The sequence below is a fragment of the Faecalibacterium prausnitzii genome, from assembly GCF_003324185.1.
Taxonomy (GTDB): Bacteria; Bacillota; Clostridia; order Oscillospirales; family Ruminococcaceae; genus Faecalibacterium; species Faecalibacterium prausnitzii.
On sequence record NZ_PXUP01000008.1, the window covers coordinates 36,605 to 60,306 of the forward strand.

Annotated in this window: 22 protein-coding genes and 1 tRNA gene; 8 read left to right on the forward strand and 15 right to left on the reverse strand. The window is 59.9% G+C overall.

The genetic code is table 11. The features are described from left to right. Window positions 1-22 precede the first annotated feature (22 nt). A complete protein-coding gene (locus C7J97_RS06780) occupies window positions 23-706 on the forward strand; it encodes a sigma-70 family RNA polymerase sigma factor (RefSeq protein WP_242958601.1) in 684 nt (227 codons plus the stop codon). Window positions 707-709: 3 nt separating this feature from the next. On the opposite strand, the gene C7J97_RS06785 is transcribed toward C7J97_RS06780, so the two are convergent. From C7J97_RS06785 to C7J97_RS06820, 7 genes are all read right to left on the reverse strand, one after another. Then, the gene (locus C7J97_RS06785) at window positions 710-1,324 is read right to left on the reverse strand and encodes a ribonuclease M5 (RefSeq protein ID WP_113992389.1); all 615 of its coding nucleotides are present in this window, start codon (window positions 1,322-1,324) and stop codon (window positions 710-712) included. Then, complete coding sequence (gene holA, locus C7J97_RS06790) at window positions 1,321-2,349, reverse strand: DNA polymerase III subunit delta (RefSeq protein WP_113992390.1); 1,029 nt, start codon at window positions 2,347-2,349, stop codon at window positions 1,321-1,323. The genes C7J97_RS06785 and holA overlap by 4 nt, the downstream gene beginning before the upstream one ends. Before the next feature lie 68 nt (window positions 2,350-2,417). After that, the gene (locus C7J97_RS06795) at window positions 2,418-4,457 is read right to left on the reverse strand and encodes a ComEC/Rec2 family competence protein (RefSeq protein ID WP_242983458.1); all 2,040 of its coding nucleotides are present in this window, start codon (window positions 4,455-4,457) and stop codon (window positions 2,418-2,420) included. Between the two features lie 90 nt (window positions 4,458-4,547). Further along, window positions 4,548-5,087, reverse strand: a complete 540-nt coding sequence (locus C7J97_RS06800; protein WP_005921321.1) for a phosphoribosyltransferase family protein — start codon at window positions 5,085-5,087, stop codon at window positions 4,548-4,550. A 27-nt stretch (window positions 5,088-5,114) separates the two neighbouring features. Continuing rightward, the gene (locus tag C7J97_RS06805; protein WP_112090527.1) at window positions 5,115-5,447 is read right to left on the reverse strand and encodes a histidine triad nucleotide-binding protein; all 333 of its coding nucleotides are present in this window, start codon (window positions 5,445-5,447) and stop codon (window positions 5,115-5,117) included. A 79-nt stretch (window positions 5,448-5,526) separates the two neighbouring features. Further along, on the reverse strand, window positions 5,527-8,187 hold the full coding sequence (gene alaS / locus C7J97_RS06810; RefSeq protein ID WP_113992392.1) for an alanine--tRNA ligase: 2,661 nt from the start codon (window positions 8,185-8,187) through the stop codon (window positions 5,527-5,529). 425 nt (window positions 8,188-8,612) lie between these two features. Continuing rightward, window positions 8,613-9,329 (reverse strand): hypothetical protein, encoded by a 717-nt coding sequence (locus C7J97_RS06820; protein WP_113992393.1) that lies wholly within the window; start codon window positions 9,327-9,329, stop codon window positions 8,613-8,615. 104 nt (window positions 9,330-9,433) lie between these two features. On the opposite strand from C7J97_RS06820, the gene C7J97_RS06825 reads away from it, so the two are divergent. Continuing rightward, window positions 9,434-10,384 (forward strand): RluA family pseudouridine synthase, encoded by a 951-nt coding sequence (locus C7J97_RS06825; protein ID WP_097782507.1) that lies wholly within the window; start codon window positions 9,434-9,436, stop codon window positions 10,382-10,384. 55 nt (window positions 10,385-10,439) lie between these two features. On the opposite strand, the gene C7J97_RS06830 is transcribed toward C7J97_RS06825, so the two are convergent. Next, window positions 10,440-11,459 (reverse strand): alpha-hydroxy-acid oxidizing protein, encoded by a 1,020-nt coding sequence (locus C7J97_RS06830; protein WP_113992394.1) that lies wholly within the window; start codon window positions 11,457-11,459, stop codon window positions 10,440-10,442. Window positions 11,460-11,721: 262 nt separating this feature from the next. Between C7J97_RS06830 and C7J97_RS06835 the strand changes: the two genes are divergently transcribed. Both C7J97_RS06835 and C7J97_RS06840 read left to right on the forward strand, forming a co-directional pair. Next, window positions 11,722-11,813: transfer RNA gene (locus tag C7J97_RS06835), tRNA-Ser, on the forward strand. 120 nt (window positions 11,814-11,933) lie between these two features. Then, the gene (locus C7J97_RS06840) at window positions 11,934-12,824 is read left to right on the forward strand and encodes a hypothetical protein (RefSeq protein ID WP_113992395.1); all 891 of its coding nucleotides are present in this window, start codon (window positions 11,934-11,936) and stop codon (window positions 12,822-12,824) included. A 163-nt stretch (window positions 12,825-12,987) separates the two neighbouring features. Here the strand turns inward: C7J97_RS06840 and C7J97_RS06845 are convergent, their stop codons facing one another. Further along, window positions 12,988-13,809, reverse strand: a complete 822-nt coding sequence (locus C7J97_RS06845; protein WP_113992396.1) for an RICIN domain-containing protein — start codon at window positions 13,807-13,809, stop codon at window positions 12,988-12,990. A gap of 280 nt (window positions 13,810-14,089) precedes the next feature. On the opposite strand from C7J97_RS06845, the gene C7J97_RS06850 reads away from it, so the two are divergent. The 4 genes from C7J97_RS06850 to C7J97_RS06865 all read left to right on the forward strand — a co-directional run bounded on the left by C7J97_RS06850 (window position 14,090) and on the right by C7J97_RS06865 (window position 18,869). After that, complete coding sequence (locus tag C7J97_RS06850) at window positions 14,090-15,478, forward strand: MATE family efflux transporter (RefSeq protein ID WP_113992397.1); 1,389 nt, start codon at window positions 14,090-14,092, stop codon at window positions 15,476-15,478. A 121-nt stretch (window positions 15,479-15,599) separates the two neighbouring features. Then, window positions 15,600-17,228 carry a DUF5046 domain-containing protein gene (locus C7J97_RS06855; RefSeq protein ID WP_113992398.1) on the forward strand — a complete coding sequence of 543 codons (1,629 nt, stop codon included), beginning with the start codon at window positions 15,600-15,602 and terminating at the stop codon, window positions 17,226-17,228. A 17-nt stretch (window positions 17,229-17,245) separates the two neighbouring features. Beyond that, window positions 17,246-18,241, forward strand: a complete 996-nt coding sequence (locus tag C7J97_RS06860) for a substrate-binding domain-containing protein (protein ID WP_113992399.1) — start codon at window positions 17,246-17,248, stop codon at window positions 18,239-18,241. A gap of 97 nt (window positions 18,242-18,338) precedes the next feature. Beyond that, the gene (locus C7J97_RS06865; protein ID WP_005920240.1) at window positions 18,339-18,869 is read left to right on the forward strand and encodes a hypothetical protein; all 531 of its coding nucleotides are present in this window, start codon (window positions 18,339-18,341) and stop codon (window positions 18,867-18,869) included. A gap of 66 nt (window positions 18,870-18,935) precedes the next feature. Here C7J97_RS06865 and plsY read toward each other — a convergent pair whose 3' ends face one another. The 6 genes from plsY to C7J97_RS06895 form a co-directional block, all read right to left on the reverse strand. Next, complete coding sequence (plsY, locus tag C7J97_RS06870) at window positions 18,936-19,598, reverse strand: glycerol-3-phosphate 1-O-acyltransferase PlsY (RefSeq protein WP_113992400.1); 663 nt, start codon at window positions 19,596-19,598, stop codon at window positions 18,936-18,938. Between the two features lie 18 nt (window positions 19,599-19,616). Then, window positions 19,617-20,960 carry a ribosome biogenesis GTPase Der gene (gene der, locus C7J97_RS06875; RefSeq protein WP_005920245.1) on the reverse strand — a complete coding sequence of 448 codons (1,344 nt, stop codon included), beginning with the start codon at window positions 20,958-20,960 and terminating at the stop codon, window positions 19,617-19,619. 50 nt (window positions 20,961-21,010) lie between these two features. Further along, window positions 21,011-22,348 (reverse strand): DUF512 domain-containing protein, encoded by a 1,338-nt coding sequence (locus tag C7J97_RS06880; protein WP_113992401.1) that lies wholly within the window; start codon window positions 22,346-22,348, stop codon window positions 21,011-21,013. 92 nt (window positions 22,349-22,440) lie between these two features. Next, window positions 22,441-22,620, reverse strand: a complete 180-nt coding sequence (gene rpmF / locus C7J97_RS06885) for a 50S ribosomal protein L32 (protein ID WP_005920250.1) — start codon at window positions 22,618-22,620, stop codon at window positions 22,441-22,443. A gap of 23 nt (window positions 22,621-22,643) precedes the next feature. Then, window positions 22,644-23,147, reverse strand: a complete 504-nt coding sequence (locus C7J97_RS06890) for a YceD family protein (RefSeq protein ID WP_097782501.1) — start codon at window positions 23,145-23,147, stop codon at window positions 22,644-22,646. 145 nt (window positions 23,148-23,292) lie between these two features. Beyond that, complete coding sequence (locus C7J97_RS06895) at window positions 23,293-23,697, reverse strand: hypothetical protein (RefSeq protein ID WP_005944262.1); 405 nt, start codon at window positions 23,695-23,697, stop codon at window positions 23,293-23,295. Window positions 23,698-23,702 lie beyond the last annotated feature (5 nt).

Sequence of the window (23,702 nt, forward strand, 5' to 3'; positions counted from 1 at the left end):
TATGTACCGGGAGGGATATCGTGTGCTGCTGACCTTGCTACAATTTTTCGCCACAAAATTTCTGTTTCTGGCGCTCCATCTGGAAAGCGGCTGCTTTCCGCGTCCGCTCACAGCCCGGGAGGAAGCCGCCGCTTTCAGCGCCCTGCGCGCCGGGGACGCCGCCGCCCGGGAAAAGCTGATCCGGCACAATCTGCGGCTGGTGGCGCACATCGTAAAAAAATATTACGCCCTGCCGGGCGATCAGGAGGATCTTGTTTCCATCGGCACCATCGGGCTGATGAAAGCGGTAGATACCTTTGATGCCACACGCAAGGCGCGGTTTTCCACCTATGCCAGCCGCTGCATTGAAAACGAGATCCGTATGCAGTTCCGGCGGGAGCGCAAGAGCGGGCAGACCGTCTCCCTGCAGGAAGCTTTGGAGGCAGACGGAGACTCGGCGCTGACCTTAGCAGACGTGATACAGGACGGCTTTTGCATGGAGGACAGCTGTGAGCGGCAGGAGGATGTCCGGCGGCTGCGGCAGCTGCTGGACACCCTGCCCGCCCGGGAGCGGCAAATCTTACTGCTGCGGTATGGGCTGGCCGGGCAGCCGCCCCTGACCCAGCTGGAGACCGCCGGGCTGCTGGGCATCAGCCGCAGCTACGTTTCCCGGCTGGAGACCCACGCGCTGGAACTGCTGCGGCAGGCGTGGGGCAAAAACGGCTAGTTTTCACTCCTGCAAAATTTTCAACTGTAACTCGTCCAGTTGTTCAAAAGTATATAGCCGGTTAAAAGCTTCTACCAGTTCCTTTTTGGAAAGGCGCGGCGGCAGCCCCAGCGCATTCAAGAGTCTAGCCTTGCGCTCGGCGCTGCCGGGCTTGCCGGAAAGCCCCCACTCGTACAAATCAGTATAGGTGATCTGCCGCCCCGCCGGGCGCACCGGCGCGGCACCGACTTCCGCGCCCAAGGCGTCCAGCAGTGCCTGCCGCACAAGGGCGTCATCCACGCCCTCTACCCCCAGCAGCCCCTCCTTGCCGGGCTGCGCCTTGCGCTTTTCCTTGCCGTGGATGGCGGGCACATAAGCCTGCACCACGTTCTGCGCACCCACCATGTTGGTGATGTAGTTGCGGATTCGGAAGCCTGCCGCGTCCGAATCCGTGAGCAAGATCAAACCGTTTTTCTGCGCCAGCGCCCGGAACAGCTGCTGGCGCTGTTTGTCTTTATAAATGCCAAAACCATCCGTCAGCAGGATCATGGCATCGGTCAGGTGCGCCAGACGGACGGCATCGTACTTGCCCTCCACGATCAGCACCCGGTCGGTATGGATCATCTCGTTTTGCATCATCTTCCGCTCCCCGCCAGCGCCAGACGGCACAGTGCTGTTTCCAGCAGTGTCTGCGCCGCCACAGGCTGGCTTTTCAGGCTCTGGTCCAGCTCCAGCAGCACCTGCAAGCAGGCCTCCAGCTGGGGCAGGGTGTAGTGGGCGGCAGTTTCTGCCGAGCGCTTCAGCCGGTAGTCGCTGCCCTTATAGCCAAAATCTTTGTGCACCGCACTGTAATTCTTCCGCTTTGCCGCCCCAAGCTTTACCCGGTACAGGTCCACATAGCTGCCGATCATGGCCGCCGTAATGGCGATGGGCTCCTGCTGCAGCCGCAGCAGGGTCTGCAGCTTTTTGCAGGCTCCGGTGGCGTTTTTGGCGGTGATCATGCGGATCATCTCGAACACGTCCGCTTCAAGGCTCACTGTGCCCATCTCTGCCACCATGGAGGCGCTCACAGTCTGGTAGCCGGACAGGGCGCAAAGCTTGTCCACCTCGTTTTCCAGCAGAAAAGGGTCCTCGCCGCAGCGCTCCAGCAATGCGGTGGCTGCGCCGTCCGGCAGGGTCGTGCCCTGCGCCTTTGCGCGCTCCATCATCAGATTTTTCAGTTCAAAGGGGCGGGGCTTTGCCAGTTCTTCCGTGTAGCCAATGGCTTTGCACTGGGCTTGCAGCTTTTGCGCCTGCTTGCCCAGCTTGAGCTTACCGCGTTCCAACGGGAATACGCTACCCAGCACTGCCACGGCGTTTTCCAAGCTGGAAAGGGTGCTGCACAGCTCGTCCAAATCCTTGCTGCCGTAGGCTGCGGGGTCTATTTCCGGCAGCACCACCACGCGTCGGGTACCAAAAAATGAGATGGTACCCGCTGCCATGATAAGCTGTTCCAGTTCCGGCGCAGCGCCGTCCAGGATGGTGGCGTCCTCGTCGCTGTCTGCCGACAGCATCCGCACCGCCGCCGCCACTGCCTGCCGCACCAGATACCGCTCGCTGGAATAAAAATAGTAGACCGGGCAGCCCTTGTCGGCCAGCTGCCGGAGTTTTGCTTCCGTGGCCATGCAAATGCCCCTTTCCTGTTATAAAATGCTCCTTGTATTGTACCACACTCGGCTCGGATTGCAAAGCGCTACCCAAGCTTTTCACCGCCGGTGCGGCGCAGGCTGAGGGAGGCAGTGTACTGCGTTTCCGGCGGCATCCAACTGTAACTGCGCAGCGCCAGCAGCTTTTGGTACCGCACCGTCTCCGGCTTTTTCGGTGTGGCAATCAGCCACTCTGTCTGCAGCGGCTGCGCCAGCTCTGCCTTGCCGCTCAGGGTCACAAACTGCCGGTTGCCGATTGTCAGCCGCACAAGACACCCGTCCCGGGTGCGCAGCAGTTCCACCGCCGCCGGGGTGCAGCGCAGCTTACGGCTGGCATTGACCGGCAGACGCTCTGCCCTTATCCCCTGCTGCGCGGGCAGGGTGCAGGCGATTTTTGCATTCATGCGCAGATCTGCCACCAGTTCCACGGTGCGCACGCCCCGCCGCGCCAGCTGGTTTTCCACCGCACGCTGGGCGGCGCTGCCGCCCCGGAACAGTACCACTGCCCGGTCGTTCTGGGCAACCACTACCGCAGGCGCCTGTGCGCTGCCCACAAGGTCGATGTGCACCACGTCCCGGCTGAGGGCGTTGCCTAGCCCGATGCCCACCGCTGCCGCCAGCAAAATGCCCGGCAGCGCCACCCGCAGACGCACCCGCCAGCGGAAAGCCAGCACCCCAAGCCCGCACAGCAGCAGACAGACCAGCGCTGCGTAAGCGGTATCAAAGTAAATGGATGCCCCGGGCTTTGTGCTGAGCCAGACCGCCCAGCCGTTCAATAGCCCTGTGAGCAGGTCTGCCGCCCGGGAAAGCACCCCGTGCACCGGTGCCAGCCACGGCACCAGTCCCACAAAGGCTGCTGCCAACCCCAGCAAAAGCAGCGGCTGCACCATCCACAGCACCGCGATGCCGGAAACCACCGCCCATACGCTGACACTCAACCCCCGCAGCACCAGCACCGGGAAGGTAGCCGCCGAGGCGCAGGCGGCAATGCAGGCACTCTCTGCAAGACCCTGAAGCCGTTCCGGCAGCCTGTTGAACCACGGACGCCTGACCGGCTTTTGCAGGTTCTCCCCTGCTTTGACCCAGAAACGCCTGTCGTGGGCGTCCCGCATCCGGCGGATGCAGGCGTTGCCTGCCACCGTGCCCACCACTGCCGCAAAGGAGAGTTCAAAACCGATATCCCACACCGCATAGCTGTTGGCGGCGGTCATCAGGATGCCTGCCGCCGCCAGCGAGGTGAGAGTATCCGCCGGGCCCCATACCCACACACCCAAGGCGCTGACCCACACCGCCACGGCGGCGCGGCGCACCGAGGGTGTAAAGCCAGTCACACCCATCAGTCCCAGCGCCAGCAGACTTTTCCAGACCGTGCGCCGTCTGCGGCGGCGGTAGCTCTGCTCCCAGCGATAGGGCAGCAGCACGCTCAGGATATCCCCGCACAGGATGGAAACGTGCATGCCGCTGACCACCAGCACATGGGAAAGCCCCGCGCCCCGGTAGGCGCTGCGCAGCTGCGCCGAAAGCCCGCTGCGGTCGCCCACCGTCATAGCAGCCAGCACGCCGCCGGTGTCCCGGTGCATCTCCCGGCGCAGGCTCTCGCTCAGTTTTTGCTGCAAGCGGTGGGTGCGGGCACGGAAGCTGCCACTCTCGCCCAGCACGGTAAGCTGTGGTTTTTCCGGTACAGGCTCTGCCTGCAGCGCGATGCCGTCTGCATACTGTGCCGTCCGTTCTTCTATGTCCGGTTGTTGCAGCGTGAACCGGCCCTGCACCCGCTGCCCTGCCGCACAGGCGGGCAGTTCTGCACAGGTGATGCGGAAGCCCGCACGTCTGCCGTTCACGCCTTCCACCCACAGGGTCGCGTCCACTGTGTCCGAAAAATAGCTGCTGTCCGCGCGCTCCACCTCAGCGGTCAGCAGCACGGTGCGCCCGGCGTAATTTGCCCGGGTACGCTCCAGCCGGGCGCTCGTGGTATGCACCGCGCAAAGCCCTGCCAGTGCACCCAACAGCAGGCAGACCGCCAGCTTGCGGCTGCCATCCGGGATGCAGAGCAGCAGCAAAAAGGCAACAAAAAATGCCGCAAACGGCATAAAAAGCTCCGTTTGCGGCAAAAAAGTCCACAGGAAACTAAGGCCCATCATTCCGGCGCAGAAAGCGCAGAGCGGGCGGCGCATCCCGGCTTAGTGGAAGAACAGGGGCAGCGGCTCAAGGAAGATGATATCCTTGCGCTCGGAAGCATCGCCCTCGGCCAGAACAGCGGCCTGACCCACGATGGTGCACTGGGTCTTTTCTGCCAGCGCGTCCAGCGCCTTCAGAGAGCCGCCGGTGGAGATGACATCGTCCACCACCAGCACCCGCTTACCGTTCATCTTTTCCAGCTCTTTGCGGTCGATGACCAGCTTCTGCTTACCGGCAGTGGTAATGGACTGATCTTCCACCACCACGGGGTCCGGCATATACAGCTTGACACCCTTACGGGCGCAGATATAGGGCTTGCCGCTCTGGCGGCTCATCTCGTGTGCCAGCGGGATGCCCTTGGCCTCGGCGGTGAGCAGGATATCAAAATCCGGGCACTTCTTCAGCAGCTCCGCAGCGGCGGCCACGGTCAGCTCGGCATCACCCAGCATGATGAAAGCGGCAATGTCCATGTGGTCGTTCACCTTGCAGATGGTCAGCTCACGGGTCAGGCCTGCAACGTGCAGGGTATAAGTTTCAGCCATAATCAAAATCTCCCTTTCGTATTGGAATCAGACAGGCAGTTTTTCGCCGCCCAGAACATGGAAATGCAGATGCTTCACGGTCTGGCCTGCGTCCTCGCCCACGTTGGAGATGATGCGGTAGCCGTTTTCCAGCCCCTGCTCCTTGGCCAGCTTTGCGATGACGGTGAAGATGTGACCCAGCAGAGCGGCATCCTCCTCGGTCAGCACAGCGGCAGAGGAGATGTGCTTGCGGGGAACCACAAGGAAATGCACCTTTGCCTGCGGGTTGATGTCGTAGAATGCCACCACCTGGTCATCCTCGTACAGCTTTTTAGAGGGGATCTTGCCCTCTGCGATCATGCAAAACAGACAATCTTCCATGGGGAACACTCCTTCCTGCTTCTACAAAAGCCCGCCGCCCCGGCGCGCATCCGGCACCGGGCGGGGACATGGATCCTTTTTAGCCCAGAGCCTTCTTGACGATGGCGCTCACAGCAGCCAGTGCTTCATCGATCTTGGTCTCGTCCTTCAGACCTGCCATTGCAAAGTCCGGCTTGCCGCCGCCCTTGCCGCCTGCGATAGCGGACAGCTCCTTGACCAGCACACCGGCTTTGAGACCCTTTTCCTGTGCCAGCTTATTCACGGTAACGGCCATGGTGATCTTATCCTCGGCCTTGCCCACCAGAACAGCCACCACGGGGTTCACGGCCTTGTCGCGGATGCTGTCGCACATACCGCGCAGGGTGTCGCCGGTGGTACCGGTAAAGTATGCAGAAGCGATCTTCACGCCGTCTGCTTCCTCGGCATTGTCGAACAGACTGTCCACCTTGGAAGCGGCGATCTTTGCCTTCATCTCCTCCAGCTCGCGGCTCATGGCCTTGTTCTCGGCCATCACAGCCTCGGCACGGGCGGGCAGAGAAGCCACGTTGTTGGCCTTGAGGGTGTTCGCCACATCATGCAGCATAGCTTCCTGCAGGTTTGCACGGATCAGCAGGTTGCGGCCGGTGACAGCCTCGATACGGCGGATGCCGGCAGCCACAGAGGACTCGCTGACGATCTTGAAGCCGCCGATCTGGGCGGTGTTCTTGACATGGGTGCCGCCGCAGAACTCGGTAGACCAGCCCTCGATGTCCACCACGCGGACCACCTTACCGTACTTTTCGCCAAACAGAGCCATTGCGCCCAGCTTCTTGGCTTCCTCCACCGGCATCTCCTGCACGGTGACGTTCATGGAGTCGAAGATCTTATCGTTGACGATCTTCTGCACCCGTGCCAGCTCTTCGGGGGTCACGGCGCTGAAGTGGGTAAAGTCGAAGTGGGTGATGGAGGCATCCTGATAGGAACCTGCCTGATGCACATGGTCACCCAGCACCTCACGCAGGGCAGCCTGCAGCAGGTGGGTAGCGGTGTGGTTGCGGGCAATGGCCATGCGGTAGCCCTTGTCCACCTGTGCAGTCAGCACATCGCCCACCTTCACAATGCCGCTTTCCAGCACGCAGGTGTGGACGTAGTAGCCCTTGGGGGTCTTTTTCACGTCCAGCACGCGCAGGCTGCACTCGGCACCGTTCAGCACGCCGTGGTCGGCAGCCTGACCGCCCATCTCTGCGTAGAAGGGGGTCTTATCCAGCACCACCAGCACGCCGTCCTTTGCCTCCTCGTCGGTGGCAATAGCATCGGTCAGGGTCTCTTCATCGCTCAGCGCCACAACAGTGCCCTTGTCGGTCAGGGTGTCGTAGCCGGTAAAGACGGTGGGCTCGGCTTCCAGTGCGCCGAACAGATCCTCGCTCCAGCCGGAGATGTTCTTCTTCAGACGCTCGGCGCGGGCGCGCTCCTTCTGCTTCTTCATCTCTGCATGGAAGCCGTCCTCGTCGATCTCCAGACCCTGCTCGGCGGCGATCTCCTTGGTCAGATCCAGCGGGAAGCCGAAGGTATCGTTCAGCTTGAAGGCGTCCATGCCGCTCAGCAGCTTCTGGTGTGCCTTCTCCAGACGGTCGATCATGTTGTTCAGGATGTTCATGCCGGCATCGATGGTGCGGGCAAAGTTTGCTTCCTCGGTGCCGATGACCTTCTTGATATAGGCGTCATGCTCGCGCAGTTCGGGGTAAGCGGACTCGCTGGACTGGATAACGGTCTCCACCAGATCCACGAGGAAGGGGTGGTCGATGCCCAGCATCCGGCCGTGGCGGGCAGCGCGGCGCAGCAGACGGCGCAGCACATAGCCGCGGCCCTCGTTGGAGGGCAGGATGCCGTCAGACACCATAAAGGTGCAGCTGCGGATATGGTCGGTGATGACGCGGATGGAAATATCGGTCTTGGGGTCCTGCTTGTAGGTCTTGCCTGCAATGTGCTCCACATGATGCAGCACGCTCTGCACGGTATCCACCTCGAACAGGTTGCCCACGTTCTGCATCACGCAGGCCAGACGCTCCAAGCCCATACCGGTATCAATGTTGGGGCGTGCCAGACGCTCGTAGTGGCCCTTGCCGTCGGCGTCGAACTGGCTGAACACGAGGTTCCAGATCTCCATATAGCGGTCGCAGTCGCAGCCCACGCCACAGGTCGGCTTGCCGCAGCCGTACTCGGGGCCGCGGTCAAAGTAGATCTCGGAGCAGGGGCCGCACGGGCCGGAGCCGTGCTCCCAGAAGTTGTCTTCCTTGCCCAGACGCACCATGTGGTCCGGGGCAATGCCAACCTTCTTGGTCCAGATATCGTAGGCCTCGTCGTCCTCCTCATAGACAGAGATGTGCAGACGATCCTTGGGAATCGCCATCCACTCATCGCTGGTCAGGAACTCCCATGCCCAAGGAATGACCTCGTCCTTGAAGTAATCCTGGAAGGAGAAGTTGCCCAGCATCTCAAAGAAGGTGCCGTGGCGGGCAGTGATGCCCACGCGCTCGATATCCGGGGTGCGGATGCACTTCTGGCAGGTGGTCACGCGATGACGGGGCGGCTCCTCCTGTGCCAGAAACCACTTCTTCATGGGGGCCATGCCGCTGTTGATCAGCAGCAGGCTGGGGTCGTTCTTGGGTACCAGGGGGAAGCTGTCCAGACGCAGATGACCCTTGCTTTCAAAGAAGCTCAGGTACTTTTCGCGCAGTTCATTCAAACCGGTCCATTGCATAGATCTTTCTCTCCTCAATCGTCTTTGGCGCTTATGCGCCGTTTTTATGCTGTTATGGCAGAGGGGCGGCACGGAGAAAAAACAAAAAACAGCCCTCATCCCAAAAGGGACGAAGGCTGCTTGTGCATCAAACTCCGTGGTACCACCCAAATTGCAAAGGATCACTTGTCCCCTGCCGCTTTCGGCGCATTAACGCTGCGCAGCGTCCGGTTTACATTCGCCGGAAGCTCCGGGGTGGCGCGAAATGATCCCAACCGGAGCACCTTACAGCCGCGGGCGCTCTCTCTGGACGGTGGTGTGTGCATTTCTGACCCCATCATTGCCATCTGTCATAATTTTACATTCCGCAAAGCAGCGCAGTGCCCCTTTGCGTACAGCTAAATTATAGCATACGCAAAACGTTTGTCAACGGTTTTGAGCAAAATTTACGGCACCCAGATGCGGCGCACCTCCAGCACCTTGCCGCCCTGCACCACCAGCGTGGTATTATAGGTGGTCCAGTTACCGGGGTCTGCATTGATCGCTGCTGCCACCGCATCCGCGCCCGTAGTCTCCACGGCTTCGGCCTGCGGGTCGGCAGAACTGTCCTTCAGCACTACATCCTCTGCCAGCGGCATCGTCTTTTCTCCCATCTCATAGTAGACAGGGTAATCGTCAAAGGTCATCGTCCGGTAGGTGTCATCATCCTCCAGCTTCAAGTCCAGCCCGCCGGGCTGCTCCATGCCGCCGTTGATGCTTACAAGATGGAATTCGTCATTTTTTTCGATGCTCGTCACCGCAACGTTCACGACCTGATTCCATGCCGCACCCTCTTCGTGGAAGGTGATCTTGTCTCCAACGGCAAGGTTTTCAACATCCTCTTTTTTATAAATGTCGTAGCTGAACACCTTTGCAGTCAATTTACCGTTCTGCACACCGGAGGTAATGGAGGCAGAAACAAATGTGGTGGTCTGCGTGTCATCAAGGTCATCCAGTGTCCATGTCCACAGATTGATTGGTTCCGTAACGCCTTCTTCTGCCACATGGGACGAGGCCGGCACTGCACTGGATGCGGGGGTGCTGGCGGGGGGGCCGGAGCTGCCGCAGGCCGTCAATGCGATGCCCGCAGCCAGAACAGCCAGAATCTTATATTTCAGGTTCATAAAAATACCTTCTTTCTTGACGCGGTAGATTTATTCCGCTACAATAAAAACGAATCAAGAACCCATTCTATTGCAACTGATTTTAAGATAGAGAGGAATTTCCCGTGAAAATTTTAAAAGTAAAGTGTCTTGCCCCCACCCGGCTGGACAATTATCTGACCCAACAGTACCCCGCCCTGACCCCCGGCCGTCTGAACAAGGCGCTGCGGGAGAACAAGATCAAGCTGAACGGCAAAAAGCAGCCGCTTTCCACCCGCGTGATGGCAGGCGACGAGATCAAGCTGTTCATTCTGGACGATGTGCTGGACGCCGACCGCCGGGTGGAAGGCCCCGCGTGGAAGAACGCCCGCACCCCGGCACAGGTTGTGTACGACTGCCCGCAGATCCTGATCGTGAATAAGCCCGCCGGCGTTGCGGTGGACGGCCCGGAGGACGATACTCTGCTGAACCGTGCGCTGCTGTACCTGAACAAGCAGGGCGAGTACAAGGAGAACGACCTGTACACCCCCGCCTTGTGCCACCGGCTGGACACCGGCACCAGCGGCCTTGTGATCATTGCCAAGACCCCGGAGGCTGAGGAGCTGTTCCTTTCTGCCATCAAAAACCGCGAGGTGCAAAAGACCTACCTCTGCGTCACCTTTGGCCGTCCCATGCCGCCGGACGCCACCTTGGGCGGCTATCTGCTGAAGGATGCTGACCGCGGCATCGTGAAGATCGTGGAGGACAAACAGCCCGGTGCCAAGGAGGTGGAGACCCGGTACGAGACCATCGCCGTCTCCGGCCGTCTGGCCCTGCTGAAGGTGCAGCTGATCACCGGACGCACCCACCAGATTCGCGCCCACATGGCCAGCATCGGCTGCCCAATCCTTGGCGACAGCAAGTACGGCAACAACAGTGCCAACCGGGAGCTGAAGCTGAAGTATCAGGCGCTGTGCGCATGGGAGCTGACCATGCCCCGCTTCACCCAGCCGGACTTTGCCTTCCTCAGCGGCAAGACCTTCCACGCCCCGAAGCCGTGGTATTACCAGCAGGTGCTGGACGGCACTTTGAAGTAACAAAAAAGGAGATGTCCTGCCGGACATCTCCTTTTTGTTACTTATAATAGAAACCTCAGACCCGCACCATATCCGGGGTGATCTCAGCCAGCGTATGGGCACCGCACATCTGCATGGTGTCGGCCAGTTCCCCGGCCAGCTTATCGATGTAGCACTTCACGCCCTCTGCGCCGCCGCCGTAGACAGCGGTCACAAAGGGACGGCAGATCAAAACGCCGTCTGCACCCAGCGCCAGCGCCTTGAACACATCCACACCGGTGCGGATACCGCCGTCCACCAGTACCTTCACGCCGGTGCCCTTGAGGGCTGCGGCGATCTCCGGCAGCACCTCGGCGGTGGCGGGGCACTGGTCCAGCACACGGCCGCCGTGGTTGGACACCACGATGGCGGCGGCTCCGGCCTGCTTTGCCTTCAGTGCGCCCTTGACGGTCATCACGCCCTTGACGATGAAGGGGCGCTCTGCCAGCTGCACGATCTCAGCCAGTTCCTCTACGCTCTTGCTGCCGGCGGGCGGGGTCATGTTCTTCAGGAAGGGCAGACCCGCTGCATCCACATCCATGGCCACGGCAAAGCAGCCGCTGGCCTTGGCCTGCTCCATCTTTTCCCGGATGGTGCCGATGTTCCACGGCTTGATGGTGGGCACACCGCAGCCGCCCGCAGCGCCGATGGCGCGGGTAGCCATCTCCATCACGGTGGGGTTGGTGCCGTCGCCGGTAAAGGCAGCAATGCCGTTTTCGGCACAGGCGCGCACCAGCACATCATTATAGGTCATGTCGGTGTAGGTATCGGAGTAGTGCAGGTTCACTGCGCCCACAGGGCCTGCAAAGAAGGGATAGCGGAAGCTTTTGCCGAACAGCTCCAGCGTAGTGTCCGGTGTACCGCCGGGGCACAGGGTGTCCATGTTCACCCGGATGTCCGCCCACTTATTATAATTGCGGATAGCGGTATCGCCCACGCCCTTGGCACCCGGGCCGGGGATCTGGTTTTTACAGGCCACGCCGTTGCACACCGGGCAGGCCTTGCAGTATTGACCAATGCAGGTACGGGCATTGGCAAGTACTTCAGGATAAGTCATAAAAGCATCCTCCTTATATTTCCCGCCGCTGCGGCACAAAATGACCCACCGCAGTGCTCTTTGCCCTCAATATAGACCTATTTTAAAGGTGCGTCAAGGGCTTTTTGTGTTTTCCGTCCATGTGGCAGAATACTTTCTCGCGTTTTTTCGTCATTTTTAAAAAAGTCTGATTTTTTTCAAAAAAATCCTTGACAAAAAGCCTGCTTTCAGGTATTATAGTGGAGCGCCAAGGGCACCCGCCCAAAGGCAGAACAAAAGATGTGGAAAGATGGCTGAGTTGGTCTAAGGCGCACGACTGGAAATCGTGTAACGTGTCAAAAGCGTTCTGGGGTTCGAATCCCCATCTTTCCGCCAGAAACCTGAAACAGAAATGTTTCAGGTTTTTTGTTTTGTCCGCAGTTTGCGGCGCTTGACATTTGCGGGCAGTTCCGTTATGCTGAAACAAATACGTTTTACCGGAAGGAGAGGTTTCCCATGGCATCTTCCCACAAAAAGCGCACCGGTCTGCGGGCGGCGCTGATCGTTCTGCTGTGTCTGGTTTTGGTGTGCGCGGTGGCTGCGGCAGTGCTGTACAGCTTCGTCAGCCGCAAGATCAAGGCATTCCAGAGCGGTGCCAGCTTTGCGCTGGACTACACCATCACCTCCACCGAAGCAGAGCCCCCTGCTCTTTACGCCCTGCTGGACAAGTTCGGCGGCACCACCGGCAGCCTGACCGGCCAGTACACCCCCCGGGCGGTGCAGCTGGCGCTGTACCCGACGGGCACCAGCACCGTCAACGATGCCCCTCTGACCCGGATGTACATCAGCGAGGAAGAGACTCTGTACGATGCCGGACAGCTGTACAACAAGCTGCGCAGTACCGTTGTGGCCGAGTATCCGCTGGCAAGCCTGCTGCTGCCGGGCTGGTCGCTGGGCAGCTACATCTCCCAAGACCAGCTGGCCACCCTGCTGGGGGTAGACCCCGCCGCCACCGGCTTGCAGCAGGTGAATGACTTCCAGCTGAATCTCAAGCAGCTTAAAACCGTACAGCCCGCCAACGCGAAGGAAGGCTACCTCTACCTTCAGCTGCCGAACCTCACCGCCGGGGAGGACGCGCCGCAGCTGATTCTGGGCATCGAAAAGCAGGGGCTGCTCAAGACCCTGTCCCCCAAGGTGCACATCCTGCTGGACGTGCCCGCCCACCACATCCATGCGGAGCTTTCCGGCACCGTGACTGCCGCCCAAACCGTGGTGACCGCCCCCACCTCCCGGATGCAGGACTCTGACGTGGAAAGCCTTGTGCAGCTGCGCAAGACCATCGAGAGCATCGTGCAGTTCGTGCAGACCGCCGCCCAGAGCGATGATGCTGCCTCCCCTGCTGCATAAAAAAGCTTATATAAACACAAAAAATCGGACAGACTGCGGTCTGTCCGATTTTTTTGTTCACAGGTAGGGTCGTAACGAAAAACGGCTTTTGCAGCGCCTGTTTCCTTCGGAAACATTTGCGCTGCGGGGGAAATCTCTAAAAAACAGAACAATGATTCTGCTTTTACTTCTTTACGGTCTTTTTGCAGGGTGCACGCTTTGCCTTGGGCTTTGCAGCAGCGGGTGCGGCCTTAGTTGCAGGGACAGCAGTCTCAGCCTTGGTCTCCACAACGGGCGCAGCCTTCACCTCTGCGGCGGGGGCAGCTGGCTCTGCCTTTGCCTTAGCGGCCTTCTTCACGGCGGGCTTTTCTGCCTTGACCGGCTCTGCAGCCTTTGCGGTGGGAGCAGCGGGCTTCTCCTCTGCCTTCTTGGTGGTGCGGGGCTTGCGGGCTGCGGGCTTTTTGGCGGGAGCGGCTTCCTTGGCCGGTGCGGACTTCGTCTCGGCAGCGGGTGCTGCCTGCTCAGCCTTAGCGGCACGCTTTACGCGGTCCTTTACCTCAGAGATGACCCACAGCTGGTCGCCACCGCCGGGCACTTCCTGCCAGATCTGCAGCACAGCGCCCACCTCGGCACCGATGCCCACGGTGTCCACGCACTTGCCGCCTGCCCAAGAGGAGCGCAGACGCACGGTGCCCTCCGGGGTGTGCTCCACCTTCCACATCTGGGACGTGCCGCCCACGTCCTCCCACAGGTGCAGCCATGTGCCGTTGGCAGTGCCAGTCATGGTCAGATCCAGCAGCTTGCCGGAAGCACGGTTGCGGATGCGGTACACGCCATCGCCCTCGCGGACAAAGCTCCACTCCTGTTCGGGCTTGTGGTCATACTTGCCCAGACGGACAGTGCCGCCATCCTTGCTGCCTTCCACTGCCTGAATGACGTTGCCGGTGTGAGCGGCAATGGTATAAAAGCGGTCGGCTTCGATCACAGTTTGTGCTACGGATTTCATGTACAAATCCCTCCCAATCATAAAATGCACAGATTTTTCCAATTCCTTCTTATAAAGAATACCACATATCGTGATTTTTCACAAGCAATTCGACAATTCTTTAGCACTTTATATAGAAACCACCCTGTTTTCACCCGCTTTTTCGCCCCTTCGCAGGGGCGAAAGGCTGTTTTTTCTCCCTCTCGACATTTTGCCGCAACTGCGTTATACTGTTTCTATCAGGACTATCTGCCGCTCTGGAAGGGGCGGTTTTCTCGTTTTTGAAGGAGGATATTTTTCCATGACCCAGCAGGACCGCACTGCGGTGCAGTATCACAAAATGACCGAGACCCCTATCCCCCGGCTGATCCTCAGTCTGGCCGCGCCCACCATTTTAAGTATGCTGATCACCAGCATCTACAATCTGGCCGATACCTTTTTTGTGGGGCGCATCTCCACCAGTGCTTCCGGCGCGGTGGGCGTCGTTTCCAGCCTGATGGCTATCATACAGGCGCTGGGCTTTATGCTGGGGCACGGCTCCGGCACCATCATCAGCCGCCGCTTGGGCAGTCAGGATACCCACGCCGCCACCCGCTTTGCTTCCACCAGCTTTTTTACGGCGCTGGCCTTTGGCGTAGTGCTGGCGGTGGTCGGCCTTGCCACCCTGCCGGACTTTATGATGCTGCTGGGCAGCACCGAAACCATTCTGCCCCATGCCTGTGCCTACGCCCGGCCCATCCTGCTTGCCGCACCGCTGATGATCTCCAGTCTGGTGATGAACAACATCCTGCGGTATGAGGGCAAGGCGAACCTTGCCATGGTCGGGCTGGTCACCGGCGGACTGCTGAACATTGCACTGGACCCGCTGTTCATGTTCGCTTTAGGGTTGGGCACTGCCGGTGCCGGGATCGCCACTGCCCTCAGCCAGACCATCAGCTTTGGCATTCTGCTGTATATGTTCCTGCGGGGCAAAACGGTCAGCCAGTTCCGGCTTTCTGCCGTCACCCGGGAGCCGCGCGAGTTTTTGCAGATCCTTGCAGGCGGCGCGCCCAGCTTTGGCCGTCAGGGGCTGAACAGCATCGGCGGGATGCTGCTGAACATTGCCGCCCGCAGCTACGGCGATGCCGCCGTGGCGGGCATGAGCATCGTGTCCCGCATTTTTATGTTCATCCTCTCAGTGGCCATCGGCGTGGGACAGGGCTTGCAGCCGGTGGCGTCCTTCAACTACGGCGCCCGCAAATACCACCGGGTACGGCAGGCCGCCGTCTTTACCCTGAAAGCCGCCTTTGCGCTGCTGGTGGTGCTGATCGCGGTGTGCTGGTGGAACGATGAAAACCTGATCCGCCTGTTCCGGGACGACCCAGAGGTCACTGCCGTGGCGCTGCCCGCCTTCCGCTACCAGTGCTTTGCCATCCTTCTGCAGCCGGTGATCGTGGTGACCAACATGACCTTCCAGAGCGTGGGCAAGGCCGGGCGCGCCACCTTTCTGGCCTGCTGCCGGCAGGGCGTGTGCTTTATCCCGCTGATTCTTGTACTTCCCCGGGTGCTGGGACTTGTGGGTGTGGAGCTTTGCCAGCCCATTGCAGACGCGCTCACCTGCTTCATTTCTCTACCCTTTTTGCTGGCCTTTCTGCGGCAGCTGGAGCAGATGGACAAGGCAGAAGCGTCCCATGCCCCGGCGCAGCTGTAATGTAATTGTAACCGTTTTTAGCCGCATTTTTCTGCAAGTTCTGCAATGAAAAATGCGGCTGTTTCGTATTCTGAGTGAACGGTAAAATTTTCCTCCCTGTTTTTGCAAAGGAGTGGTTTTTATGAAGCGTGTTGTCTTGCGTATCGGCTGCGGGGCAGTCTGCACTGCCCTTGCCCTTACTTTAGGCTGTGGCTGCGCCCTGCTGCCGCCCGCCACCGGCGTGCCGGGCGCTGCAAGCTCTGCCGTTTCGGTACCTACGGACGACAACGGCAAACCCCTGTACGACCCTGCCGTGCTGAACGATGGCCGTCTGCGGGTGCTGTACTACTACGGCCGTTCCGGGAGCAGCACCACCATCCTGTGCGGCAGCACCCCGCTGCATCAGTCTGCCCGCAGCGAGAACGTCTCGCTGGTGGAGGACAGTGCTACCGGTGCAGCAGACTACTGGCTGCGCAGCTGGTCCGACCACACCGGCCGGGGCGGGCGCCGCACAGCCCTGTACGACAAGACCGGCACCGAAGTAATGACCTTTGAGGGCGAGCAGAACGCCACCCTGCAAAACGGCCTGCTGGTGCTGCAGGAGAGCCGCCTGATCGACGGCGGATACGTCCCGGAGTCCGGCTACGGCACCTGTCAGGTCATCGACCTTGCCACCAGCGCAGCTCTGCCGGTACCGGAGGGCGCATACAGCTGCACCCTATGCGGCGATAAGCTGGTGTTCAGCTGCTACGCCCGCCCGGAGGGGCTGGACGATTACGACTGGGATACCGACTACCGCCAGAACAGCTGGGTGGTGGTGCAGGAAAAGGACGGCACCCCTGTCTACCGCGCCGACGCCGCCTCGGCATACCGCCTTTTCTACGACAGCGACACCCTGAGCGACTGGGTGGTGCTGGATGTTACCACCGGGGAAGAAACCACCGACCGGATTTTGTACAACGTCCTGACCGGCGAGCAGTGCACGGGCTTTTTGCAGGTCTATCCGGGCGGTCTTGCCAGCTTTTCCACCAGTGATGGCCGGTACGAGCTGCGGGACATGACCACCGAGGACCGCGGACTGATTGCCGCCTTTGACGAACAGCCCAGCCAGTATTTCCCGGGCTATGTGGTAACATGGCACAGCGGCGAGGATCACGGCTACGAACTCTATGATCTGGAGACCGGCACCAAGACCCCGCTGTACGATGTGAACGCCACCGACAACACCGTAGCCGTCTACGCGCTGGATGGCAGTCTGCGGGTGTACAGCACGGACAACGGAAAGCTGCTGACCGACACCACCGTAGAACCGGTGGAGCACCAGCAGCGGGTACGGATGAGCAACTGCGGCAGTGGCTATGTCTGGCTGAAATTGCAGGATAACGACCGCTACGAGACCACCGCCACCCGGCTGTACGGCCCGCAGGGGCTTGTCAGCGACCTGACCGCCCTGCAGGGCAAGTACAGCTACATCAACTACCTGACCACCGACCCCGACGGCAGACCCATGTTCTACGGCAGCCGCGCCGCTGCGGGCAGCGCCTACGGCAACGTATACGATGTGCTGGACGCAGACGGCAAGGTGGTGCTGCAGGGGCTTTCCAGCTGCACCAGGTACTATTCCAACAGTCTAAACGCCCTGCCCGACCATGTGTTTGCCGCACAGCGGGGCTTCTATGTGGGCTGGATGGACACAAGCGGCAACTGGCTGTACTGCCAGAGCATTTTCTCGTCTGCCACTGCGGACGATGAACCGAGTTACGGCTATTGAGTTAGGAGGGCTTTTTTATGAAAAACGCTAAAATTTCCCGCCGCAGTTTTCTGCTGGGGCTGGCTGCCTGCTCCGCCGCCGGGGTGCTGACCGCCTGCAAGGGCACGGATGCGCCCTCCGGCAGCACGGCTTTCTCTGCCGCAGAGCCGCCCGCGTCCTCTGCAGCGTCCTCGGCTGTGCAGCAGCCGGAGCCGTTTCTGACCGTGGAGGAGTTTCCCCCGCTGGACGGCAGCACCGCCTGCATCCCCCTGATGGCGCAGATACTGGCCGATACCACCGGCATGGACTTGGAGGAAGCCCGCAGCAGCATCACCGTGAGCACCACCGCCTACGCATGGGAGAACTTTGGTCTGTACGACACCACCACCCGGATGCTGGTGGTGTACGAAGCGCCGGACTATGTAAAAGAAGAGCTGCAGGAAGCCAATGTGGAGCTGGAGCAGAAGCCCATCGGGGTGGACGCGCTGGTGTTCATCGTCAACGAGGATAACCCCGTGCAGGCGCTTACCCAGCAGCAGCTGCGGGATATCTATGCCGGAAAGATCACCAACTGGAAGGATGTAGGCGGCAAGGATCAGGCCATCGTTGCCTTTCAGCGCGGCGAGGACTCCGGCAGCCAGACCCTGTTCAAAAAACTGCTCATTCAGGGTGGCGAGCTGATGACCCCGCCCTCTGAGCTGGCACCCGCCGAAATGGGCGAGCTGGTGGACAGCATTGCCGATTACAACAACAGCGCCAACGCCATCGGTTTCTCCGTGTATTACTACATCGACCAGATGTACTCTAAGCCCGGGCTGCGGCTGCTGGCGGTGGACGGTGTGATCCCCAGCAACGACACTCTTGCCGACGGCAGCTACCCCCTGTGCAACGATTTCTACGCCGTCATCCACCCAGATGCCGCCGCCGACAGCCCGGAGCGCCGTCTGTACGACTGGCTGGACACCGCCGACGGCATCGCCTGCATCCAGAAGGCCGGGTACGTTCCGGCACAGTCTGCCGCCAAGGAGAATTGATTTTTCCATGAATTGACAGCCTGCCCGCATTCTGCTACAATCTAACCAGAAGTTTGTCGAATCCTGTTTAGCAGAATGCCGAAAGGAAGGTCTTACTATGGAGCATCCCTCTCACCCGGTAGAAAGCCACTGGCGTACCTCCCTGCGCAACCGCATTATTCAGGCTTCCAGTCTGCTGGAAGTGCTGTTATCCGGGCTGGTGCTGATCGGTCTGCTGCTCAGCGTTGTGCCTCTGATCCGCTGGATGCCCGGCCTGCTGTTCGATGGCAACGAGGCAGAGATCCGCACCTTTCTGGAGCGCAGCTTGGACATTGTGATCGGCATCGAGTTCATCAAGATGCTGGCCAAGCACAGCCCCGGCAGCAGCCTTGAGGTGCTGCTTTACGCCATTGCCCGCCATCTGGTGGTGGGACACGATTCCGCCGTGGAGAATCTGCTCAGCGTGGGCGCAATCGCGCTGATCTTCATTGTGCGCAAGTTCTTCTTTGTCCCGGCCTTTGGTGCGCACCTGCCGGACGGTCATCCTGCGCCGGATCTTACCCCCGCCCAGAGCGGTATCCCCGCCGACTGGTTCCGTCGGCGGCATTCCGAAGCAAAGCCTGAGGAAGAGACCGAGACAAAGGAATAAGCATATACAAAAACCACCCCGCAGCGGCCGGTGAACGGCTGCTGCGGGGTGGTTTACTATTTTCTGTTACTTTTTGCCGTGACGGCCAAAGCGGTACTCCTTGCCCTCGCGGATGCGCTGGATATTGGAGCGGTGCATGTAAATGACCATTGCGGCCATAATCACCGAGCCGATGGTGCACACGGCAAGGTCGGCGGCAGAATAGCCCCGGAACACGCCGTACAGGATGGTGAGCACCGGGTAGAGTGCTGCCATGGTCACGCTGCCCAGTGACACCATGCCGGTGGGCAGCAGGCAGGCCAGAAAGATGACCGCCAGAAAGGGGATCAGAACCGGCTGGATGGCCAGAATGGTGCCGCCCGCCACCAGCACGCCCTTGCCGCCCTTGAAGCCGAAATACAGGGGCTTCAAATGGCCGATAATGGCAAAGATGGCGGCAAGGTACACCGCAAGATAGGGCGAGAGCGTGGTGCTCTCCGGCATCAGAGTGAACAGCCAGCGGCCGATGCACACCGCCAGCACACCCTTGAGCACATCACCAAAAGCGGTAAGTGCCGCTGCCTTTTTACCGAAGGTGCGCAGCATATTGGTCATGCCTGCAGCGCCGCTGCCGTACTTGCGTACGTCATCGTGGTACAAAAACTTGCTGACGAGGATACCGGTGTCGATGCTGCCCAGCAGATACGCCTGTACAGCGGACACCGCAGCGATGAGAACAGATTTCATCATCTGAGCCTCCCTGACGTGTTATACGTCCTTGGCACCCACCTCGCCGGAGCCGCGCTCCCGCACGACCAGACGGATGGGCGTATGCTCCAGACCAAAGTTTTCGCGAATCTGGTTGATGAGATACCGCTGATAGCTGAAGTGGAACAGGTGCTTTGCGTTCACGAAGGCCACGAACGTGGGGGGACGGGTAGAGGCCTGCGTCAGGTAGTAGATCTTCAGGCGGCGGCCCTTGTCGCTGGGGGGCTGCATCCGGGCGGTAGCGCGGGCCAGCATCTCGTTCAGCACGCCGGTGGGCACGCGGGCACCGTTCTCGGCGTCCACATCCCGGATCAGCTGCATCAGTTTGTTCACGTTGTAGCCGGTCTGGGCAGAGATGAAGATAATGGGTGCATAGCCCATAAAGCTGAAGCACTCGGCATAGCCCCGGCGCTGCAGCTCCATGGTGTTGGTCTCCTTGCCTTCCACGGCATCCCACTTGTTTACCACGATGATGCAGGCCTTGCCCTGCTCGTGGGCGTAGCCTGCCACCTTGCTGTCCTGCTCGGTAAAGCCGACGGTGGCATCCACAAGGATCAGCGCCACGCGGCTGCGCTCCACAGCAGCCAGTGCACGCACCACCATGTAGCGCTCCAAGCCATCGCTGATGTTGCTGCGCTTGCGCAGACCGGCGGTATCGGTAAAGATGAACTTGCCGTAGGCGTTGTCCACCGGGGTGTCGATGGCATCACGGGTGGTGCCGGCCTCGTTGGCCACGATCATACGATTCTCGCCCAGAATGCGGTTGGTCAGGCTGGACTTGCCCACGTTGGGGCGGCCGATGATGGCAACGGGGATACGGTCCTCTTCCACCACGGTCTCGCTGAAGTCCAGATGGGCGCACACTGCATCCAGCAGATCGCCCGTACCGTGACCATGCACGGAAGAAATGGGCATCACCTCGTCAAAGCCGAGGTTGTAGAACTCGTACAGTTCCATGGGAGCCTCGCCCACCTTGTCGCACTTGTTCACGGCCAGAATGATGGGCTTGTGGCTGCGGCGCAGCATGTGCGCCACATCCTCGTCGGCTGCGGTCAGGCCGTTGCGCACGTCCGTGACCATGATGATGCAATCGGCGGTGTCAATGGCGATCTGCGCCTGCTCGCGCATGTGGGCCAGAATGCCCTCGGTGGCCTTGGGCTCGATGCCGCCGGTATCCACCAGCAAAAACTCGTGGCCGTTCCACTCGCAGTTGGCAAAAATGCGGTCGCGGGTAATGCCCGGGGTATCCTCCACAATGGCAAGGCGCTGGCCGCACAGCTTATTGAACAGGGTGGATTTGCCCACGTTGGGGCGGCCCACCACTGCTACGATCGGTTTGCTCATGGGGTCTCCTCCTTTCTTAAAAGGGGTAAAATACAATAAAAATGGCGTTATCAGCTGCCACTCTTCCTTCTGCGGGCAATGTGCAGGCCGCTGCGCAGCAAGGCGCGGGCTTCGTCCCCGCCTGCCGTGGGCAGCACCTCCACTTTTACGCCCAGCTGCTGCCCCAGCTGCTCCACCGTGATATCGTCAAGGAAGGTGTCCTTTTCCTCCCGCAGCATCACAGCCGGGATGCCCAGTGTTTTTGTAGCAAGCTTGCCAGCGCACTGGGCGATGATGTCGGTGGCGGTGATGAGGCCGGTCACACCAACATTGCCGCCGAAAAAGCGGTTCTGGATGGTGTGGACGTGCACGGTGATCATGGGGTACTGGCGGTGCAGCTCCTCCATCATGCGGGTGATGAGGGGCGCTGCCATGGTGCCGGTGACCACGTCCAGCTCCTTGGTGCCGTAGATCCGGTGGGGCTTGTCCAGTTCCGCCAGAAATTCTTCCTCGAACAGGCGCATCATGCCCACGCCGTTTTCCAGCTGATCGTAGTCCTCGTAGAACGCCGCCGCAGGGATGGGGCGGCCTGCCTTAAGGTACCATTCATCGCTGGGGTAGATGATGCGCTTGCCGTGGCGGCGCTTGCATTCATCACCGAATTCTTCCATAATGTCGATGACCTCAGCGCTGGTCTTTGCATCGTAGGGCACCTGCGGGTACAGATTTTTGCGGTAATCCGTAATACCGCAGGGCACGGCTGCAATGCTTTGCACCATGGGGGTCAGCTCCAGCAGGTCGGCAAGGGTGCGGCGCAGCTCGTCGCCGTCGTTCACGCCGCGGCAAAGCACCAGCTGACAGTTGACGGCAATGCCGCCCTCCACCAGCCGGGGCAGGTACTTGAGCACCTCGCCGCCGCGCTTATTGGCCAGCATCCGCACCCGCAGCTGGGGGTTGGTGGTGTGCACCGAGATATTGATAGGCGAGATGTGCATCTTGATGATGCGGTCGATCTCGTGATCCTGCATATTGGTCATGGTGATGTAGTTGCCGAACAAAAAGCTCAGCCGTTCGTCATCATCCTTGAAATACAGGCTCTCGCGCATACCCGGGGGCAGCTGGTCGATGAAACAGAACATGCAGTGGTTGGAGCAGGAATGCTTTGCATCGCCCAGATAGGTCTTGAACCCGCAGCCAAAGGGGCCGCGCTGCGGCCGCTGCACCTCCCACTCCCGGATGCCGTCCGCTACCCGGGCCTTCAGGTGGAAGCTGCTGCTGTCGGTATAAAAATCGTAGTCCAGCGTGTCGTTCAGCTCGTTGTCGTCCACGCTCAGCAGCTCGTCACCGGGGGCAAGGCCAAGAGCCTCGGCCTCGCTGCCGGCATCCACCTGCTCGATCCGTATCGCCATCTGCATCCACCTCCTTTAAAGCACAAGAAGGGGAAGGCTTTGCGCCCTCCCCTTCTGTACATAACACCATTATGCCACCAATTACGCGCAAATTAGGCCTTCTTGATGACTTCCTCGCCCTTGTAGTAACCGCAGTTGCCACATGCCTGGTGGGGGAGCTTCAGAGAGCCGCAGTTGCTGCACTTCACCAGTGCGGGGGCCTCCAGCTTCCAAACATTGCTGCGACGCTTGTCGCGGCGGGCCTTGGAAAGATGTCTCTTAGGTACTGCCATATTTTTGCACCTCCTTGATGGGTTTATCTGTTCAGCAGTGATTTAAGGATCGCGAGCCTAGTGTCTACGGGGGCATCGGTCTGCTCTGCCGGTGGGCAGGTGCATTCCGCCTTTTTCTTACCGCACTGCGGGCAAAGCCCGGCGCAGTCGGGGCTGCAAAGCAGCACCGTGGGAATCTGGAACATAAACTCCTGATTGAGCCATTCGTCCACGTCCAAGTGTCCTTTTTCGTCCAGCGGAAGATCGAAATCCGGGTCATCCAGATCCCGCTCCTTGACGATCCACTCCGTATCGACTGTCTCTTCCCGGGTGACCGGGTCCAGACAGCGGGCGCACTCTCCGTGCACCGATGCCTTTGCCCGCAACGTTATCTGAACCTCGTCGCCATCGGTCTGCGCGTCAAAGACGGCTGTGACCGGCTGCGGGATCCTTGCACCGGCATAATCGTACGCAGATAAATCACACTGAAACTCTGCATGGTACGGCTTTGCGCCGGCTGTGATAAACTTTCTCAGGTCAAATTGCATAGTACACCTCTGAAAAGGCTGCTTTGTTAGTATAGCGCCAAAGCAACCCTTTGTCAACACCAAAACAGGCAGAAAACCGAAAAAATTTATTTTTCTCCGGTCTTCTGCCTGTTGGAAAAGCCTTTAGCCCTGTTCTTTTATCAGATCACAGGTACTTCTTCACATCGTGGGGCAGTGCGGCCTCGTCTGCGCTGACGGTCACGGTGACCTTCACGCTGTCGCCGGCAATGGCTGCCATCTCGTCCAGCACAACGCCCAGACGGTTGATATCGTGGTCCAGCACCTTCAGGATGCCGTCAATGTACAGGTCGGTGATGTCGTAGTTGCTTGCCATCAGGCCGGCCACAAAGCCGTACAGCATTTCGCCGCCGGAGATCTTGTACTCGTCCAGATCGATCAGACGTGCTGCAGGAGCGATGTCGTAGGTGAGCTTCATGCCCTTTTCCACAACAACAACATTGCCTTTGGAGGTCTTGACCGCGTCGTTGATCTGGTCGATCATAGCCTTGGTCTTGCCGGAGCCCTTGGTACCAACAATCAGTTTAATCATAGTTC

Coding starts and splice junctions, on each gene's coding strand:
- alaS (WP_113992392.1), bottom strand. CDS start 8,187: ATGCAATGGACCGGTTTGAATGAACTGCGCGAAAAGTACCTGAGCTTC.
- C7J97_RS06820 (WP_113992393.1), bottom strand. CDS start 9,329: ATGAACCTGAAATATAAGATTCTGGCTGTTCTGGCTGCGGGCATCGCA.
- C7J97_RS06795 (WP_242983458.1), bottom strand. CDS start 4,457: ATGCCGTTTGCGGCATTTTTTGTTGCCTTTTTGCTGCTGCTCTGCATC.
- C7J97_RS06785 (WP_113992389.1), bottom strand. CDS start 1,324: ATGATGCAAAACGAGATGATCCATACCGACCGGGTGCTGATCGTGGAG.
- C7J97_RS06845 (WP_113992396.1), bottom strand. CDS start 13,809: ATGAAATCCGTAGCACAAACTGTGATCGAAGCCGACCGCTTTTATACC.
- holA (WP_113992390.1), bottom strand. CDS start 2,349: ATGGCCACGGAAGCAAAACTCCGGCAGCTGGCCGACAAGGGCTGCCCG.
- C7J97_RS06800 (WP_005921321.1), bottom strand. CDS start 5,087: ATGGCTGAAACTTATACCCTGCACGTTGCAGGCCTGACCCGTGAGCTG.
- C7J97_RS06805 (WP_112090527.1), bottom strand. CDS start 5,447: ATGGAAGATTGTCTGTTTTGCATGATCGCAGAGGGCAAGATCCCCTCT.
- C7J97_RS06850 (WP_113992397.1), top strand. CDS start 14,090: ATGACCCAGCAGGACCGCACTGCGGTGCAGTATCACAAAATGACCGAG.
- C7J97_RS06855 (WP_113992398.1), top strand. CDS start 15,600: ATGAAGCGTGTTGTCTTGCGTATCGGCTGCGGGGCAGTCTGCACTGCC.
- C7J97_RS06840 (WP_113992395.1), top strand. CDS start 11,934: ATGGCATCTTCCCACAAAAAGCGCACCGGTCTGCGGGCGGCGCTGATC.
- C7J97_RS06880 (WP_113992401.1), bottom strand. CDS start 22,348: ATGGCGATACGGATCGAGCAGGTGGATGCCGGCAGCGAGGCCGAGGCT.
- C7J97_RS06895 (WP_005944262.1), bottom strand. CDS start 23,697: ATGATTAAACTGATTGTTGGTACCAAGGGCTCCGGCAAGACCAAGGCT.
- C7J97_RS06890 (WP_097782501.1), bottom strand. CDS start 23,147: ATGCAATTTGACCTGAGAAAGTTTATCACAGCCGGCGCAAAGCCGTAC.
- plsY (WP_113992400.1), bottom strand. CDS start 19,598: ATGATGAAATCTGTTCTCATCGCTGCGGTGTCCGCTGTACAGGCGTAT.
- C7J97_RS06860 (WP_113992399.1), top strand. CDS start 17,246: ATGAAAAACGCTAAAATTTCCCGCCGCAGTTTTCTGCTGGGGCTGGCT.
- C7J97_RS06865 (WP_005920240.1), top strand. CDS start 18,339: ATGGAGCATCCCTCTCACCCGGTAGAAAGCCACTGGCGTACCTCCCTG.
- C7J97_RS06830 (WP_113992394.1), bottom strand. CDS start 11,459: ATGACTTATCCTGAAGTACTTGCCAATGCCCGTACCTGCATTGGTCAA.
- der (WP_005920245.1), bottom strand. CDS start 20,960: ATGAGCAAACCGATCGTAGCAGTGGTGGGCCGCCCCAACGTGGGCAAA.
- rpmF (WP_005920250.1), bottom strand. CDS start 22,620: ATGGCAGTACCTAAGAGACATCTTTCCAAGGCCCGCCGCGACAAGCGT.